This window comes from Labrys sp. HAY1-8F, from assembly GCF_056754975.1.
The window spans coordinates 1428458-1444632 of the sequence record NZ_JBPGWZ010000001.1; the positions used below are offsets into that span (position 1 = coordinate 1428458).

At 59.3% G+C, this 16175-nt stretch carries 18 protein-coding genes; 3 read left to right on the forward strand and 15 right to left on the reverse strand.

What is annotated here, in order from left to right; genetic code table 11:
- Positions 1-12: 12 nt before the first annotated feature.
- The 6 genes from ACR9ZN_RS06535 to ACR9ZN_RS06560 form a co-directional block, all read right to left on the reverse strand.
- Complete coding sequence (locus ACR9ZN_RS06535) at positions 13-744, reverse strand: amino acid ABC transporter ATP-binding protein (protein WP_481271682.1); 732 nt, start codon at positions 742-744, stop codon at positions 13-15.
- Positions 741-1397 carry an amino acid ABC transporter permease gene (locus ACR9ZN_RS06540; RefSeq protein WP_481271683.1) on the reverse strand — a complete coding sequence of 219 codons (657 nt, stop codon included), beginning with the start codon at positions 1395-1397 and terminating at the stop codon, positions 741-743. The genes ACR9ZN_RS06535 and ACR9ZN_RS06540 overlap by 4 nt, the downstream gene beginning before the upstream one ends.
- Positions 1398-1473: 76 nt before the next feature.
- Positions 1474-2220 carry an ABC transporter substrate-binding protein gene (locus tag ACR9ZN_RS06545; protein WP_481271684.1) on the reverse strand — a complete coding sequence of 249 codons (747 nt, stop codon included), beginning with the start codon at positions 2218-2220 and terminating at the stop codon, positions 1474-1476.
- A 123-nt stretch (positions 2221-2343) separates the two neighbouring features.
- Complete coding sequence (locus tag ACR9ZN_RS06550) at positions 2344-3627, reverse strand: threonine synthase (RefSeq protein WP_481271685.1); 1284 nt, start codon at positions 3625-3627, stop codon at positions 2344-2346.
- Positions 3624-4817, reverse strand: coding sequence for a M24 family metallopeptidase (locus ACR9ZN_RS06555; RefSeq protein ID WP_434960183.1), 1194 nt, complete (start codon positions 4815-4817; stop codon positions 3624-3626). The genes ACR9ZN_RS06550 and ACR9ZN_RS06555 overlap by 4 nt, the downstream gene beginning before the upstream one ends.
- 4 nt (positions 4818-4821) lie before the next feature.
- Positions 4822-5604 (reverse strand): IclR family transcriptional regulator, encoded by a 783-nt coding sequence (locus ACR9ZN_RS06560; protein ID WP_481271686.1) that lies wholly within the window; start codon positions 5602-5604, stop codon positions 4822-4824.
- Positions 5605-5733: 129 nt separating this feature from the next.
- On the opposite strand from ACR9ZN_RS06560, the gene ACR9ZN_RS06565 reads away from it, so the two are divergent.
- On the forward strand, positions 5734-6042 hold the full coding sequence (locus ACR9ZN_RS06565; protein WP_481271687.1) for a helix-turn-helix domain-containing protein: 309 nt from the start codon (positions 5734-5736) through the stop codon (positions 6040-6042).
- 8 nt (positions 6043-6050) lie between these two features.
- Here ACR9ZN_RS06565 and ACR9ZN_RS06570 read toward each other — a convergent pair whose 3' ends face one another.
- Positions 6051-6299: a helix-turn-helix domain-containing protein gene (locus ACR9ZN_RS06570; RefSeq protein ID WP_481271688.1), complete on the reverse strand. Its 249-nt coding sequence runs from the start codon at positions 6297-6299 to the stop codon at positions 6051-6053.
- Between the two features lie 136 nt (positions 6300-6435).
- On the opposite strand from ACR9ZN_RS06570, the gene ACR9ZN_RS06575 reads away from it, so the two are divergent.
- Both ACR9ZN_RS06575 and ACR9ZN_RS06580 read left to right on the forward strand, forming a co-directional pair.
- Positions 6436-7173 (forward strand): autoinducer binding domain-containing protein, encoded by a 738-nt coding sequence (locus ACR9ZN_RS06575; protein ID WP_481271689.1) that lies wholly within the window; start codon positions 6436-6438, stop codon positions 7171-7173.
- Between the two features lie 142 nt (positions 7174-7315).
- The gene (locus tag ACR9ZN_RS06580; protein ID WP_481271690.1) at positions 7316-8287 is read left to right on the forward strand and encodes a LysR family transcriptional regulator; all 972 of its coding nucleotides are present in this window, start codon (positions 7316-7318) and stop codon (positions 8285-8287) included.
- Here ACR9ZN_RS06580 and ACR9ZN_RS06585 read toward each other — a convergent pair.
- The 8 genes from ACR9ZN_RS06585 to trbE are packed head-to-tail and all read right to left on the reverse strand — an operon-like array spanning position 8262 to position 16171.
- Positions 8262-8483 (reverse strand): DUF2274 domain-containing protein, encoded by a 222-nt coding sequence (locus ACR9ZN_RS06585; protein ID WP_481271691.1) that lies wholly within the window; start codon positions 8481-8483, stop codon positions 8262-8264. The two genes, ACR9ZN_RS06580 and ACR9ZN_RS06585, sit on opposite strands and share 26 nt — an antisense overlap.
- Before the next feature lie 2 nt (positions 8484-8485).
- Positions 8486-9628, reverse strand: a complete 1143-nt coding sequence (locus ACR9ZN_RS06590; RefSeq protein WP_481271692.1) for a TraB/TrbI/VirB10 family type IV secretion system protein — start codon at positions 9626-9628, stop codon at positions 8486-8488.
- The gene (gene trbG / locus ACR9ZN_RS06595) at positions 9625-10611 is read right to left on the reverse strand and encodes a P-type conjugative transfer protein TrbG (RefSeq protein ID WP_481271693.1); all 987 of its coding nucleotides are present in this window, start codon (positions 10609-10611) and stop codon (positions 9625-9627) included. The genes ACR9ZN_RS06590 and trbG overlap by 4 nt, the downstream gene beginning before the upstream one ends.
- A complete protein-coding gene (gene trbF / locus ACR9ZN_RS06600) occupies positions 10608-11297 on the reverse strand; it encodes a conjugal transfer protein TrbF (RefSeq protein ID WP_481271694.1) in 690 nt (229 codons plus the stop codon). The genes trbG and trbF overlap by 4 nt, the downstream gene beginning before the upstream one ends.
- A complete protein-coding gene (gene trbL / locus ACR9ZN_RS06605; RefSeq protein WP_481271695.1) occupies positions 11294-12652 on the reverse strand; it encodes a P-type conjugative transfer protein TrbL in 1359 nt (452 codons plus the stop codon). The genes trbF and trbL overlap by 4 nt, the downstream gene beginning before the upstream one ends.
- Before the next feature lie 3 nt (positions 12653-12655).
- A complete protein-coding gene (gene trbK-alt, locus ACR9ZN_RS06610) occupies positions 12656-12943 on the reverse strand; it encodes a putative entry exclusion protein TrbK-alt (protein ID WP_481271696.1) in 288 nt (95 codons plus the stop codon).
- Positions 12944-12962: 19 nt separating this feature from the next.
- On the reverse strand, positions 12963-13727 hold the full coding sequence (trbJ, locus tag ACR9ZN_RS06615) for a P-type conjugative transfer protein TrbJ (RefSeq protein ID WP_481271697.1): 765 nt from the start codon (positions 13725-13727) through the stop codon (positions 12963-12965).
- A complete protein-coding gene (gene trbE, locus ACR9ZN_RS06620) occupies positions 13724-16171 on the reverse strand; it encodes a conjugal transfer protein TrbE (RefSeq protein WP_481271698.1) in 2448 nt (815 codons plus the stop codon). The genes trbJ and trbE overlap by 4 nt, the downstream gene beginning before the upstream one ends.
- Positions 16172-16175: the final 4 nt, after the last annotated feature.

Sequence of the window (16175 nt, forward strand, 5' to 3'; positions counted from 1 at the left end):
AAAAGAAAGGCATCAGATTTGGTGTGTCACGCGTCGGAGGAAGTCGCGGGTACGATCGTGTTTTGGATTGCAAAGTAACTCTTTTGCATCACCCCCTTCGACGATGCGACCATCATCAAGAAACAAGGCCGCATCGGAAACTTCGCGGGCGAATTGAATTTCGTGTGTCACGATTAGCATGGTCATGTGTTCTTTGGTCAAGGATCGTATGACCGAGAGGACTTCACCCACCATCTCCGGATCGAGAGCTGACGTCGGCTCATCGAACAACAAAACCTGGGGACGCATTGCCAGCGCCCTGGCGATCGCCACTCTTTGCTGCTGCCCGCCTGAAAGCGAAGCTGGATATGCATTGGCTTTTTGCGCTAGGCCTACACGCTCCAAAAGAGCCCAGGCGCGCTGGCGTACCTCGCTCTTGTCCTCCTTGAGAACATAGAGTGGCCCTTCCATCACGTTCTCCAGGGCCGTACGGTGGGGGAAGAGATTAAAACGTTGGAACACCATCGCTGCCCTTGCCCTGATCGTGTGTATCGTTGTCGAACGAGCGTCGACCTTTACACCGTCCACGGTGATGCGACCGACCTGGTAACGCTCCAAGCCATTGACGCAACGCAGCAGCGTCGACTTGCCCGAGCCTGATGGTCCGATCAGACTAACGACCTGGCCCCTGGCGATTTTGGCATCGATACCCTTAAGGACTTCGATGTCTCCGAAAGACTTGCATACACCCTCAAACCTGATCATCGCCCCTCCGAGAGTGAGGTTTCCACTCGCCGCATCAAGAAGTTGAGAGGCATGGTCAGAGCCAGATAGAACAGGGCCACCAGTGTGAAGACCGTCATATTGTCGAAGGTCGTGGAAGCGAGCATCTTGCCGCGCATGGTAAGGTCAGCCACCGATATCGTCGAAACGAGCGATGAATCCTTCAACAGCAAGACGATATTATTGGCGTAGGGCGCAAGCGTGATCCGTAAAGCTTGTGGCAGGATGACCCGGCGCATCATCAAAGGACGCCGCATACCGATTGATCTGGCAGCTTCAAACTGCCCCTTGTCAACGGCCAGAATCCCAGCACGAAAGATTTCACTCAAATAGCAAGAATGAGCAAGAGCCAGTGCAATCACGCCAGCCTGAAATGCCGTGAGGTCGATGCCTGCATCGGGTGCGACGAAGTAGATGTAGAGAAGAACAACCAGAAGGGGAATGCCCCGTATGAATTCAACGGCAATGCGGGTCGGCAGTTCCAAGGATCCGACGCCAGATGTCCTCAACAGCGCCCAGACCATGCCGAGCATTGTCGCAAGCACCAATGCCAGAATGGTGACCCAGACAGTGGCCCATAGGCCAGTGAGTAAGAATGGTATGTATTCTGTAGATCTGACTATGAAATTGTTCACGCATTCACTCCGCAAATCCGTCGAAATCGGATCGACGCCTCCCTCTTTCATTCAAGAAGAAGGCGCCTGCGCTTGCCTAAAGGCCGTATTGGGCAAAAATCTTTGCAATATCGCCGCGCCGTTGCAGCTTCTCGATTGCAGCATTGATACGCTCCAAAAGCGCCGCGTTGTGCTTGCTAACAGCAAGCGCAACCTGCCCCACAAGCAAGGGTTTGTAACCCTCAACCAACCGCACTCCGAGGTCGGGCTTGCGTGATAGTTGATAGGCCACAATCGGCCGATCGGCGAAACCGGCCTTGATCCGGCCCAACCTGACATCTCGGACAATATCGGCGATAGAGTCGTATTGGCGAACTTCAGTGAACAAACCGGTTTGCTGTAGATCCTCAGCAATGGTTGAACCGATCGGCGCCCCGACCGTCTCTTCCTTCAGGGCTTCGCGCGTGTAATCGTTGGAATCGTTCGCCGCCACGAACATAGTTTCGCCGAATTCATAGACCGGTAAGCTGAAATCCACGACCTCCTTACGCTTTTGCGTCACGAACATCGCCGCGGAAATCAGATTGATCTTGCCGGTCGTCAGCGCTGGGATCAGGGCGGGAAACGCAGATACTTCATACTCGACCCGCATGCCGCACTCGGTGGCAATGCTTGCGGCTAAATCCACCATTGCGCCGGTTGATTTCGACGACAGCGTGTCGACGAATGTGAGCGGCACTCCGGTCGTCGTGATGCCAACCTTCAAGACCTCCTCAGACTTCGCTTGGCCGAGCAGCACGCACGATGTCACAGCTAGAGCGGCGATCATCTTCAAGACGAGCATCTCGTCCCTCCTTGTTCCTTCGTTCGAATGAAAGTTTGGGACGTACCGTTACCCGTCCCTCTCGCCTCCAAGGCACTGGCCCGTCACTTGGGCCGCGTTTCCCTTCTTTCCAAAGCGAGGAGGTCAAAATCCAACTTGTGGCTTGGCCTCTAACCGTTCTCCATCCCTCAGATAGTCAAGTGCCTCAGCCTGAGATTGGAAGACATGTGGCGCGTTTCGATCTGGAATGGATCGATCAAAATCTTTAAGGCCGCTGCCGGTTACAACTGCAACGACGCTTTGTGAATCCAAGATGACGTTCTGGCGCCGTAATTGCGCAATTGCCGCGAGCGGAGTCACCGATGCAAGTTCCGCCAGTATGCCCTCCGTGCGAGCGAGCTCTTCCTGGAGGACAATAAGGCCGTGATTGGAAACAGGTACGGCAGCCCCGCCCGAAGCGCGCAGAGCGTGAAGTGCCTGGAATGTGCTTCGGGTCGTGCCAATGGAGACAGCAAGAGTGTCGAAAGCAGCCGGCATTTCCGCTATTGAATCTGTTCCTGCACTCAGAGCGGCGGCCAGCGAACCGTGCACTTCTGCCGCAACCAAACGCGGCAATCGTTCAATGCGGCCGTTGGCGAACATATCCTCGAACCCCTGCCACAAACCCGCCAATGCATCGCCATAACACACCGGCAAGACGCACCAATCAGGCACCGCTCCCTGCATTTGGTCGATGATTTCATAGGCGAGGGTCTTGTATCCCTCGATTCCATAGGGATGGCTGCCGATGACTGGCCCATGGAAAGGTGATGTGACGAACCATCCGAATTGTTCCGCGCACTTCGCCAGCAGCGGCCAGCGCTGTGCCTTGTCAGCCAGTGACAGAACCGTCGCGCCATACTTGCCAATCTGGTCCAGCATGGCACCTGCTGTTCCGGCAAAAGTCACCACTACACATCTTATTCCGGCGCGTGCGGCATAAGCGGCAAGCGACGCGCCGGCATTTCCCGACGACGCAGTGGCAATCACACTCGCGCCATCCAGACATGCCATGGAAACGGATACTGTCGAGAAGCGATCCTTATGGGACCAGGTGGGGTTCTTGGACTCGTCCTTGATTAGGAGGTTCGGAACCCCGAGGCGCTCACCGATAGCCCGTGCAGGCAGAAGTGGCGTCAGCCCCTCACCAAGACTTATGGCATCGTCCTTCGAACAGGGAAGCCAATCCGCATAGCGCCAAAGAGACGGCAGGCTGCTTCTTTCCGCGCGGGCCGCGTCATTAGCGGAGCCTTCGTTGCGCTCGTACACGACCTTGAGATTGGCAGGCGCTTGCGGTCGGCAAGTGGGGCATCCGCGTGCATCGATCTTAATATTCAGTGGAAATCGACCGCCACACCGAAGACAGGAAAATCCTGAAAGGCGCTTCATGGCGTCACCTCAATAAGGCTGCCATCTGTGGCCATGAGCCGTTCCACTCCATCGGAGCGCACGACAATCATATCCTCAACCTGCAGACCCCATCGTCCCACTTCGTAGTACGGCGTCTCAACACAGAGGACCATACCTTCCTCCAGCACTTGGTCACTCGAGCCGGAGAGCAAAGGCAGGTCATAACCATCAAGGCCTATGCCATGGCCGACGTGGTCTCGCTTATAGTGGGGAATGCCTTCGCGGCGCACGACATCCATGACAGCCTTGAAGACCTGGTTCGCATACACGCCTGGGCGAATGATCTGACAGGCATGCTCCACACCGCGCAGCAGAGCATGATGAAGACGACGTGCTTCCAACGGTGCCTCGCCAAGCACGGCATTGCGCGCGATGTCTGCGCGATAGTGACCAAAGCGGCCGCCGACATCGAAGCGAATAATCTCCCCCTCTCGCAGCTGACGCTCCGAGGGTTGGACATTGGGCAGTGCGCTGCGCTCGCCAAATCCGATGCATCCCAAGACGGGCATGGCCCCTTCGACGACAGTTTGAACGTGAAACGCGCGAGCCAGCTCATGCTCGCTTGCGCCCTCCCGCACGACAGACAGAGCAGCTGCGATCGAGCGTTCAGAGATCTGCGCGATTTGACGCAAACGTTCTATCTCGACAGGTGTTTTTATAGCTCGGACATGTCGAAGCACGCCGGCTCCAGGAACCCAGATGACGGTTGGCAAGGCTTCCTTAAGCTGCTCAAGATAGCCTTGCTCAAGACCCGTCTCATCAATTGCGATGCGTCCCGTCTGAAGTCCTTTGTCTTTCAACGTTTCAATCAACGCTGTCAGTGCGTCGCTATAGGAGAGCTCTTCGCGCAAAGCGAGGTGCCGTTTATCGACGGGATTGCTAGCGGCATCGGAGTCCATTTCAATGTGGAATTCGCCGTAGCGACGCACATCCTCAACCTGAGGGGCCTGGTCGGCGACAAGATCCAGCGTACTCGTGCCCGTTATGATCGCTGGTTTAGCTAGATCGGCCCGCGGCCAAACCACATAGGCCTGGGGTCCGCGTCGTATCCATTGTGGCAGAGCCCAGAAATTACTGAGATAGGTTACGTTTTCAGGGCTCGTTGCGATGATGGCATCGAGGGCTAGCTCGGCCATACGGCTGCACAGTCGCGGTTGGTTAAGGAGCATCGCGCTAATCCTCTCCTTGTGGGTTGGCGTCGTCGCGATAGCCAAGACGCATCGAAATCCGCGCGACGGCGGCGGCGATTTTCTCTCCGACCTGAGGGAGTTCGACTTGAGGCCCGACAGCTTTGGGATAGGCCACGCTGATCGCCCCGACGAGCGTACCCCTGGCATCTCGAATGGGAGCGCCCACAGCGATCAAGCCGGCAAAGTTCTCATCCAGCGACGTCGTATAACCTGTGGACCTCGCAGCCTGAATCTGACGGTTTAGTCGGTCGATATCGGTAACCGTGCGCGGCGCAAGGCGTTCGAACGGCCCCGCTCCGAGAATAGCGACGATCGCATCACGATCGAAATCGAGGAGCAGGGCCTTACCCATTGCGGTTGAGTGAAGAGCAAAAGTCTCGCCGGCCGACGAACGGATTACAACGGGGCTCCTACTTTGGGCGACACGTAGATAGATGCCCTGATCGCCGCGTCGAATACCTAGGAAGGCATTGAAGCACCCCTCCCCTGCAAGAGTGTCGAGTTCGATTTGCGAGGCTCGTATCAGCCGGTCCTCGCGGAGCATGTGCTGAGTCAACGAGACGAGGGCGGGGCCAAGCCGATAGCGGCGGGTCGCAATATCCTGCTCGACATAGCCGTGATCGGCCAACGTATTGAGGATGCGCTGGACGGCGGGAGGACTGAGATCGAGATGGCGGGCGATCTCTCGAACGCCAAGAACGCCCTGGGCCTCTCCCAGCTTCCGCATCACGCCAAGTCCCCGCTCAAGCGAAAGATTGCCGGACATCTGTGTTCCTTAAATCGGAATAATGTTCCTTATTTTGATCAATACAGCATGCCAACTCCATGTGTGTCAATGTCGAATGTTCACTATAGTGTGTCGTCCTAAAGTGAACGCCGTGGCGACCATGACGCCATGGATGTTTTTGCGTTGGTGGGGCTGAATCTTCAGCGACTGCGCCGGAATCGCCAGGTTTCGCAAGAGGAACTGGCCTTTCGCGCAGAATCGACGCGCGGCTATCTGAGCGGCATCGAAAACGGCAAGCGTAATGTGACGATCGAAGTCCTCGACAGATTGGCCAGAGCGCTCGAGGTCGACATCGCAGAATTTTTCATAAACCCGCTTGAGGCTAGGCCACCTGCAAAAAACAGGTCACTTAAGAAGCGCGCGGTTAAGAAATCAGCCCCAAAGCAGAAGCCAATTCGTGGCCGCCGCGTGAGATAGGCGGTTCCTTACGATTGAGCGCCGCTCTCCGCCTTCATTCTTGCTGGCAAGTCCCGATCGAGCATCGAATCCAAATCGAGTTGTAGCGCGATAACGATTGCCTCGACCTTATCGAGTGTGGGCGAATTGGCTTCGCGTTCAAGTTTCCCGATGTAGCCGCGGTTGGTTCCCGCAAGGCTCGCCAATTGGCTCTGAGTCAGACCTGCTTTGCTCCGCAGGAGCCGCAAATTGCGGGCAAAAATAGCCGTCAATTTCATAGCGCAAGCGAGCCAGAAGCACGCTACGGCATCCACCTACTATAGTACTCATTCGTATTCTGCTTACTTGCTCGGCGAACGATCTGCGAGCTATGGTCCTTGCGTATGAGACAATAACCTCAAGAAGTTTGTAACGGTGCAATCAGTATTCCAAAAGGCATTGTTTGAGACCCTGGAGGCGATACATCGAATTGACCGCGCCTCCACCCCACGCGAAATCGTGGCTGAGCTTCACTCTGGCACTGAACACTACGGCGTCACAGCCAGCATCATCACGGAGCTGCCTTCACCCACAATCGATGACTGGCAAGATTGCATCCTGGCGAACGGGTTACCCACTGAGTGGTATGTTCGCTACATCGCCGAGAAGCTCTATCGCCACGATCCCTGTGCGGAGCGGTGTCGTATGACTGTCGAGTCCTTCTTCTGGCACGAACTCGACCAACGCACTATGACGCCATCGGCAAAAGAAGTCTTGGTGAAGGCGGCCGAATTCGGCCTGTCCGACGGTTTATGCATACCGTTTCACCTACCAACCTCATATCCTGCGGCCGTCGCCTTGGCTGGAGAGCGCTTCGACCCACCACCCTACGCATGCACTTTTCTGCACGCCCTTGCCTGGCACGCCCTTCACGCGGCGCTGCGACTTGCTGATCCATCCAAGTGCGGATCCGTTACGGGACTTTCAGAGCGTGAACGCGAGATACTGCAGTGGACAGCGTCAGGTAAAACAGCCTGGGAAATATCTCGAATTCTGGGAATCTCTTGTCATACGGTCAACACACACCTGCGAAACGTTCGACAGAAATACGATACAGCTAATAATGCACATTCAATTGCCGAAGCAATTCGAAGGCATGACCTTCAATTTTGACAATAATATATAAAATACCCAAATTATTTTGAGATATTTCTGCAGCACCCATCTACCTAAATCATGCGATAGGCAAGAAGTCAGGTGACCGCCCTAATTCCTTTTTGGGATCGGCAGCATTCGCTAAAAAGGAGTCCTACGATTGTCGATTGATTTGCGACATATTCGCTACGCGATTGCCGCTGCGGATCACGGCAGTTTTCGACAGGCAGCTCGTGTGCTTGGTGTGCAGGGCTCTGCGCTCAGCCGGCGTATTCGGGATTTAGAAGATCAGAGCGGCGCCTCCCTGTTCATTCGCCACAAAAAAGGAGTTGCGACTACCTACGCCGGCCGATATTTTGTTGAACAGACGCGCCACGCCGTAGAACAAATCGAAAGAACCCAAAAATACATCGGAGCTTCGGGGCGAGGCGAGAATGGTATAATTAGAATTGGCCTTAACTTTTCGATCGGGTCCAGCTTCCTATCAGAAATTATTAAAAATTTTTATGACAAGCACTCTGCTGTACAGCTTGAATTTTCTGATGGAATTCTGTCTGAGCAACTGATACGCCTTCGCGATTATCGCCTTGATGTTGTCTTTATGATGGGACTGGGCGCAATTGCAGGTCACGAAACACTGGGACTGTGGAGAGAAGACATCTATGTGGCTATGCCGGCAGGCCATGAGCTGCAAGACTACACACAGATCGAATGGCAAGATTTAAGGCAGCATCCCCTTGTTGTCAGCGATATGGCCCCTGGTCCCGCAATAGTGGGCCATATTATCGAGCACGTCATGAAGTTTGGACATGCGCCTCGCATTGAACGCCAAATGATTCATCGCGATACACTCATGCAAATCGTTGCATGCAACCGGGGGCTGACCTTGGTCAATGAAAGCATGTCAACGACGCGATTTCCTGGCGTGATTTATCGCCGCTTGGTCGCGCCTCCCATCTCATTTCAAGCGGTCTGGTCCGCCACAAACGACAATCCACCTTTCCGGCGTTTTTTGAGCCTAGCCAGAGCCACATCGAATGTCTTTGATCACGATAAGTTAAATCGAGAGCCCCGTTTCCAGAGGACGACGCAGACGCCGCAATATCCTACTTATTCGTCTTCCGACCCTTAGCAAATCCGCGATCGGTTGCCATGAACCGCTCCAGCATGGGAACGATCAGCCTGACTGCATCGGGAGGCTTGGCTGCGCTCTCGCGGCCCAGGATTTCGGCATAGGCAACAAGATCGCGATGAAGGCCGGCCGGCAGATCCAGCGTCACCTTGACCGGTTTGTCGTCGGCAATCGGTCCGAGCTTCAATTTAGTCATGGTCATCCTCTGTAGGGTTCGAAGACGAGGTCGCGGGTGACGATGACGCACACCGGGAATCCCGGGCGAATGGTCAGTGTCGGCGCGACGTTGAGTTGGCGGCGGATGATCTGCTGACCAGCCTCGTTGATGGTGTCCTGCGTGCCGTTGCGGATCGCGCGCAAAAGCCGATTCTGGTCATCGACGGCGAGTTCAGCCCCGACCGCAAGCAGCGTCGACAGACCCGCCGCCTTGGCAAGATCCCACCAGTGGTAATCGACACCATCCTCAAGGCCGGCATAGCCTTGCGGATCAGCACCCGGCTGACGCTCCAGGACGATAGAGCGTCCATTCGGCAGGATCAGCCGATTCCATACGAGCAGCACCCGGCGCTGGCCGAACTGTACGTTATTGTCATATTGGCCGATGATCCGGGTTCCCTGCGGCACGAGCAGAATACGCCCCGTCGGACTGTCATAGATGTTTTCTGTGACCTGCGCCGTGATTTGGCCGGGCAGATCCGAACGGATGCCCGTCACGAGCGCAGCTGGAATGACGGCACCGGCCTGCAGCACATAGGGCGATGCCGGCGGCATGACGTGGTCGGGCGCAACAGTGCGCCGATCCGCTACAGCATTGAGGAAGGCCAGTTGCTTGTCCTGCGCGGTCGGGGCACCGGCCTGACCGCCGAGATCAAGCCCTGCAAGACCCGGCGTCTGTCCGCCGGCTGTTCCCGCCACCGCCGATCCCGCCCGTGCCTGGAAGAAGACGGTGCTGGTACGGGCCGCCTCTTCCTCGGCCCGACGGCGTTGCTCCGCCTCATCGACGCCCGGCGTGGGAACCGCCGGCGACACGACGGGTTGCCCTTTGTTCTGCGCGTCCAGGATCGGACGGCCGAGGTCACCTGGTAGTGCCGGCCCGAGGATCGGACCGGTATAGTCGCGCGGCAGGCCGGCAAGGCCATCGGCGGGCTGCCGATTGGCGGTGGAATAGAGCTCTTCACCGCCCGATCCGCCGCCGGGGCCTTGAAGAGCATAGATCAGCGCCCCGCCGATGCCGAGCGAGGCGACGACACCCATGCTGATCAGCACCTTGCGCGACAGCCGGGTCACACGTGGCGGTTCAGCCCGCAGGCGCATGGCTGCGGCGTTGTCGTTCTCGGTCATGACGAAGGCCTCGCATCGGTCCGCACGATCCTGACGGTCTGCTGGCGATCGCCGCTGCCAAGACGCAGTTCGGCCGCGCCGAACAGGCGATCGACGATCTGGATGTGCTGGTAGGTGCGGCTGTTGGCGATCTGGGCTTCGCCGTCCGGGCCGATGACAAAGAGAGGCGGCATTTCGCCTTGCACGATACCGCGTGGGAATTCGACATAGACGCGTCGGCCATCATCATAGACGGCAAGGGGTTTCCAGGGCGGATTGTCACCGGTGAGGCCATAGCGATAATTGCGTGCCGCGACCGCGGGAATAGCCGGGACGGGTGGGACGACTTGGCGCTGTGCGCCGGCCGATCGAGGATAGGCCCAGGAGACAGCCGGCATGTAGGGTTTTTCGCCAGAGCGCAGCTCCAGCATATAGGTGCGACGGTCGGTGGTGATAACGAGATTGGTGGCGATACCCGCGCGGCTGGGTTTCACCAGAACATGAACGCGTCGTGTCACGCCCGATCCGCTCTCGGTGTCACCAATGATCCAGCGGGCGGTATCGCCGGCGGCGATCGGCCCAGATCCGGTCAGGCTCTCGCCGGGCTCGAGCGCGATATCACTGATCTGGCCGGGGGCGGCATAGACCTGATAGAGAGCGCCCTCCGACCAGGGATAAACCTGGATTGCGTTGTAATAACCTTCGCGGCGCGGCTGGACGCGGGCGGCGGCATTGGCATTCTCGACACGAGCCGTGGGTGCTGTCGCGGCCGCTCCGCCGCGAACCGGCGACCAAGCCGGGGGAGTGTGCAGCGGCCGCAGCCGATCGTCGGTGGCTGCGGTCGGTATAGCCGGAAGTGGCGGCACGTCTTTGTCATAACGGATTTCAGGTGGCTTTTGCGGCGTGGCGCAGCCTGCCAGCATGGCGCCAGAGAACAAAACGGCCGCTATTGCGGATTTACGGAAAATCGCATCGCCTTCTTTATAGGTCCTTAGCCAGCTCATTGGCTCATCTCCCGCGACCAGTTGATGGCATTGACGTAGATCCCGAGCGGATTGGCCTTGAGGCGGTCGGCATCACGAGGCGGCTGGATGGCAATGGTCAGGATCGCGGTCCAGCGTTCGGTCGCAGCAAGCTTGCCGTCCTCATAGCGACGCTCCATCCAGGAAACGCGGAAGGAATCCGGCGAGGCGCGGATGACCGACGACACCTCCACGGCGATCTGCTGCTTGCCGACCTTGGCGAAGGGATCATTGGCGCGGGCGTAGTCGTTGAGTGCCCCGGCGCCGCGGTCCGTCGTCCAGTCGTAGGCCCGCAGCCAGTTCTGGCGCACGATGACCGGATCGGCGGGAATGGAACGAACCTGCTCGACAAAACGAGCAAGATGCCAGGCAATCTGCGGATCGGTCGGGCGATAGTCGGCCACAGCGGGCGCCACGGCCTGCGCCTCACCGAGCTTGTCGACCTGAACCACCCATGGCACGACCGTGCCGTTGGCCGATTGCCAGACCAGGGCTACAGCAAAGCCTGTCGACAGGATCAACGAGCCGAAGGCCATGTAGCGCCAGTTCCTGGCCTGCAGGCGGGCCGAACCGATACGCTCATCCCAGACGTGGGCGGCCTTCTGGTAGGGGGTCTCGGGTTCGGGAGTCCTGCCGTAATGCGCGGCATGCCGCCGGAAAAGGTTCATGAGCGGTCACTTTCGGAAAGATTGACGGAGGAGCCGGTGCCATGGCCGTCGCCAGAGCGAATGGCATGGGCTGCCGTCTGGACGGCATGCGCTGTGTGGATGGATCGGCGAAGACGCTGTGCTCGGCCTGGTGCGGCATCCACGGACCGGGTCTGTACGGGCGATGCCTCAGTCGCAGGACCAATCGTCCCCTTGGTCGAGGAACCGCCAGTCACGGAGAAACCGGATTTGACGCCTTCGGCATAACTGGATTTGCCTGATGCAACAGCCCTGCGAAGCGGCGAGACCACCGCGCTGCCGGCACTCCCTGCTGCTGCCCGTCCTACACCACCAAGACCGGAGGCGACGCCAGCCGCGCCAGACTTTCCCAAGGCGCCCAGCGAATAGGCTGAGCTCGCAGAGCCCGCTGCGGTCGCGCCAGCGCGAATGGCGGCAGCTCCACCGGAGAGTGCCGCGGCCCCTCCCCTTGCTGCCAGCATCGCCCCGCCGCCGACGGCAAGGGCGGCTCCGCCGGCAACCAGCCCTGTGCCGACGGCAGCACCAGCGCCAAGCTGCGGCCCACCGGAGACCAAGCCATTGGCGATGCCGGGACCAAAAATGCCAAGGCCGAGGAGCGACAATGCGGCGAGGACAACAGCCATGGCGTCGTCGATGGTCGGCGTCCGCCCGCCAAAGCCCCGAGTAAACTGATCGAACAGGGTCGAACCGATGCCGATGACGACGGCGAGGACCAGGACCTTGATGCCAGAGGAGATCACATTGCCGAGCACACGCTCGGCCATGAAAGCGGTCTTGCCGAACAGGCCGAACGGGATCAGCACGAAGCCGGCCAGTGTGGCGAGCTTGAACTCGATCAATGTAACGAAGAGCTGGATCGCCAGGATGAAGAAGGCGAGGATGACCAGCGCCCAGGCAAACAGCAGGCAGGCGATCTGGATGAAGTTCTCGAAGAACGCCACCCAGCCCATGAGGTCGGAAATCGATTCGAGCAAAGGTCGAGCAGCGTCGAGGCCGGTTTGCGCAACCTTGCCGGGACGCATCAAATCGGCTGCCGAAAAGCCGGTTCCACTGGCCTTGAGGCCGAGGCCCGCGAAGCTTTCGAAGACAATCTTGGCCAGATTGTTCCAATTGGAGATGAGATAGGCGAAGGCACCGACGAACAGCGTCTTTTTCACCAGCCTGGCGATGATGTCGTCATCCGCGCCCCAGCTCCAGAAGAGCGCCGCCAGCGTCACGTCGATGACGATCAGCGTGGATGCGATGAAGCCGACTTCACCGCCGAGCAGCCCAAAGCCGGAGTCGATGTAGCGGGTGAACACCCCGAGGAAATTGTCGATGATGCCGCTACCACCCATGCGTCAACGTCCTTGGTTCGAGGGTGATGAGAGCGGCTCGAATGTCCGGCCGAGAAAGCGATCGCGGGTCTGGCTCCACACACGCAGGCACTCGGCGTCCTCGACCGCCTTTTGTCCAAGCTGCTGGCAGCGGCGCTGACCTTCACGCAGCGGATCGCCATCGGATGGGATCAGGCGCATTGGCGAAGTCGGCGACCTCTTTTGCCTATCGATCAGTTCGATCACCGTCACCGTCAGGGCGACAGCGACGAACACCATCGCGCCGAGGCGCGTAAACGTCTTGCCGTCCATGACGATATCCCTCTCCACCTCAGTTGCCGTTGTTGAACATCCGGGCATTGCCCGGTTGATAGGCCGAGCCCGGCGTGAGGAAGCGACGACGTTGCTCGCGTCCTTGTTCAGCCGCGGCGGCGCGTTCCGCATCGGTCAGCGCTCCGGCCCGGCCATTGGCGGCGAGCAGTGCGAGCAGATCGGAGAGTTGCTGAGATTGCAGAGCGAGAATCTGATTGCCGGCTTGGGTTGCCTGCAGCGCACCGGTCGCGCCCTGGCTCTGGTTGACCAGGGTCGACATCTGCGTCCGGTTCGCATCGATATTGCCGACGACACCGGCCTGCACCCGCATGGCGTCCTGGAGACTGCCAACCGTGTTCTGCCAGCGCGAGCGGGCGTCGGCGACGAGTTGCCGGTCGCTCGCAGATAGCGAGACAGTCGCGTATTTTTGGCTGAATATCTGGTCGACCTTCTGGACGTCGAAGGCAATGTTCTGCGCCTGGTCGAGAAGTTGCTGGGTCCTGCGAACCGACTGCTGGATCTGCTGAAGCGAGGAGAAGGGCAGGCTCGCGAGGTTGCGCGCCTGATTGATCAGCATCTGTGCCTGGTTTTGCAGTCCGGTGATCTGGTTGGTGATCTGCTGGAGCGAGCGCGCGGCCGTCAGGACGTTTTGCGTGTAGTTCGATGGATCGAACACAATATCCGCGCAGGCCGGCGGCACCATCATCGGCGCCAATGCCAGGGACGCAGAAAGCAGGGTCGTCGCCAGAACGGCAGCGTGTGGTCGGAGATGGCGAGCTCTCATGACTGAGTCTCCTGTTCGGATGAGGGGATCAGAGGTGGAATAAGATCGATCGCCCAACCGGTATTGCGGGCCTCGAGCCAGGCTTTGAGAAAGCCCTCGCGGCCATGCTCGGCGAGCAGCTTGCCAATGAGCGTCTGATCGGATTTGGAGGATGCGGCGCACAGCGCCAGGCCAACTTCGGACAGGCCAAGCTCGAAGAGGCGATTGCCGCGCCGCGACTGGCAGTAGTAGTCGCGTTTGGGTGTTGCCCGCGCGAGGATCTCGATCTGCCGGTCGTTCAGTCCGAACCGGCGATAGATCGCGGTGATTTGCGGCTCGATCGCGCGTTCATTCGGCAGGAGAAGCCGGGTCGGACAGCTTTCGATGATCGCCGGCGCGATCGCCGAATTGTCGATGTCGGACAATGACTGCGTGGCGAAGATGACGCTGGCGTTCTTCTTGCGCAGCGTCTTCAGCCATTCGCGAAGCTGGCCGGCAAACCCCTCATCATCCAGCGCCAGCCAGCCCTCATCGATGATGAGCAAAGTCGGACTTCCATCGAGACGGTCGCCCATACGATGGAACAAATAGGACAGCACGGCCGGCGCCGCGCCAGTACCGACCAGGCCTTCGGTCTCGAAGACTTGCACGTCGGCGCCCCCGAGATGTTCTGCTTCGGCATCGAGCAGCCGGCCATAGGGACCGCCGACATAGTAGGGTCGCAGCGCCTGTTTGATGCTGTTTGACTGGAGCAGGACCGCCAGGCCCGTGATGGTACGCTCTTCGATGGGGGCGGAAGCGAGAGAGGTCAGCGCCGTCCAGATATGGTCCTTGACCTCCGGAGTTACGGGTACACCCTCGCGCGTCAGGATCGCGGCGAGCCAGTCAGCCGCCCAGGCGCGTTCATAGGTATCGTGGATGCGACCCAGCGGCTGAAGCGCGACGGAGGCGTCGGAGCCTTCGGTCAGGCCGCCGCCGAGATCGTGCCAATCGCCGCCCATGGCGAGTGTCGCGGCCCGGATCGAACCGCCGAAATCAAAGGCGAAGACCTGGGATCGCTCGTAGCGCCGGAACTGCAAGGCCATCAGGGCCAGCAGCACGGATTTGCCGGCACCGGTCGGTCCAACAACGAGCGTATGACCGACATCGCCGACATGAAGGGATAGCCGGAACGGGGTCGAACCTTCCGTCCTGCCGTAGAGCAGCGGGGGCGCATCGAAATGCTCGTCCCGTTCCGGCCCCGCCCACACGGCGCTGAGGGGGATCATATGGGCGAGATTCAGCGTCGAGATCGGCGGCTGGCGGACATTGGCATAAGCGTGTCCGGGCAAGGAACCGAGCCAGGCATCGACGGCATTGACCGTCTCGATCATGGCCGTGAAATCGCGGCCCTGGATGACCTTCTCGACCAGGCGGAGCTTTTCGTCGGCAAGGCGTGGGTCGGCGTCCCAGACTGCGATGGTGGCCGTGACGTAGGCCATGCCGGCACGGTCTTGTCCGAGTTCCTGCAAGGCGAGGTCAGCGTCACCTGCCTTGTTCGCCGCATCCGTGTCCACGAGGACGGATGCCTCGTTGGTCATGACTTCCTTGAGAATCGCGGCGATGGATTTTCGCTTGGCGAACCATTGCCGCCTGATCCTGGTCAACAGCCTAGTGGCATCGGTCTTGTCGAGAAGAATGGCACGCGTCGACCAGCGATAGGGGAAAGCCAGCCGGTTGAGGTCATCGAGCAGACCGGGCGTGGTCGCGCTCGGGAAACCGACGATCGTGAGGATGCGCAAATTCTGATCGCCCAGACGCGGTTCCAGGCCGCCAGTCAATGGCCGATCGGCCAGCAATGCGTCGAGATAGATCGGCGTCTCGGGGACACGGACGCGATGGCGTTTGGTGGAAACGCACGAATGCAGATAGGTCAGCGTCTCGGCGTCGTCGAGCCAGCCGCATTCCGGCATGAAGCCATCGAGCAGGGCCAGAATGCGGGTGGTGCGATCGGCAAAGCCTCGCAGGATCTCCGACGGATCCACGCCAGCGCGTTCCTTGCCCTCATAGAGCCATGTCTCGGCGCGCGCCGCTTCCTCGGCTGGCGGCAGATAGAGCAAAGTCAGGAAATAGCTTGAGATGAAATGGACGCCCTGCTCCTCGAAATCAGCCTTGCGCTCGGCATCGACGAGGCTGGAGGCTGGATCGGGAAAGATGCTGTCGGGATAGGTCGCCGTTTCATGTCGCTGCGCCTCGACGAAGATGCTCCAGCCCGAGCCGAGGCGGCGGAAGGCGTTGTTGATGCGGCCGGCGACCGCAACCAGTTCGGCCGCGACGGCAGAGTCCAGATCGGGACCGCGAAAGCGCGCGGTGCGCTGGAACGAGCCATCCTTGTTGAGCACGATGCCCTCGGCCACGAGCGCAGCCCAGGGCAGATAGTCGGCAAGACGTGCGGCGGAGCGGCGATATTCGGCTAGGTTCATCATGGCC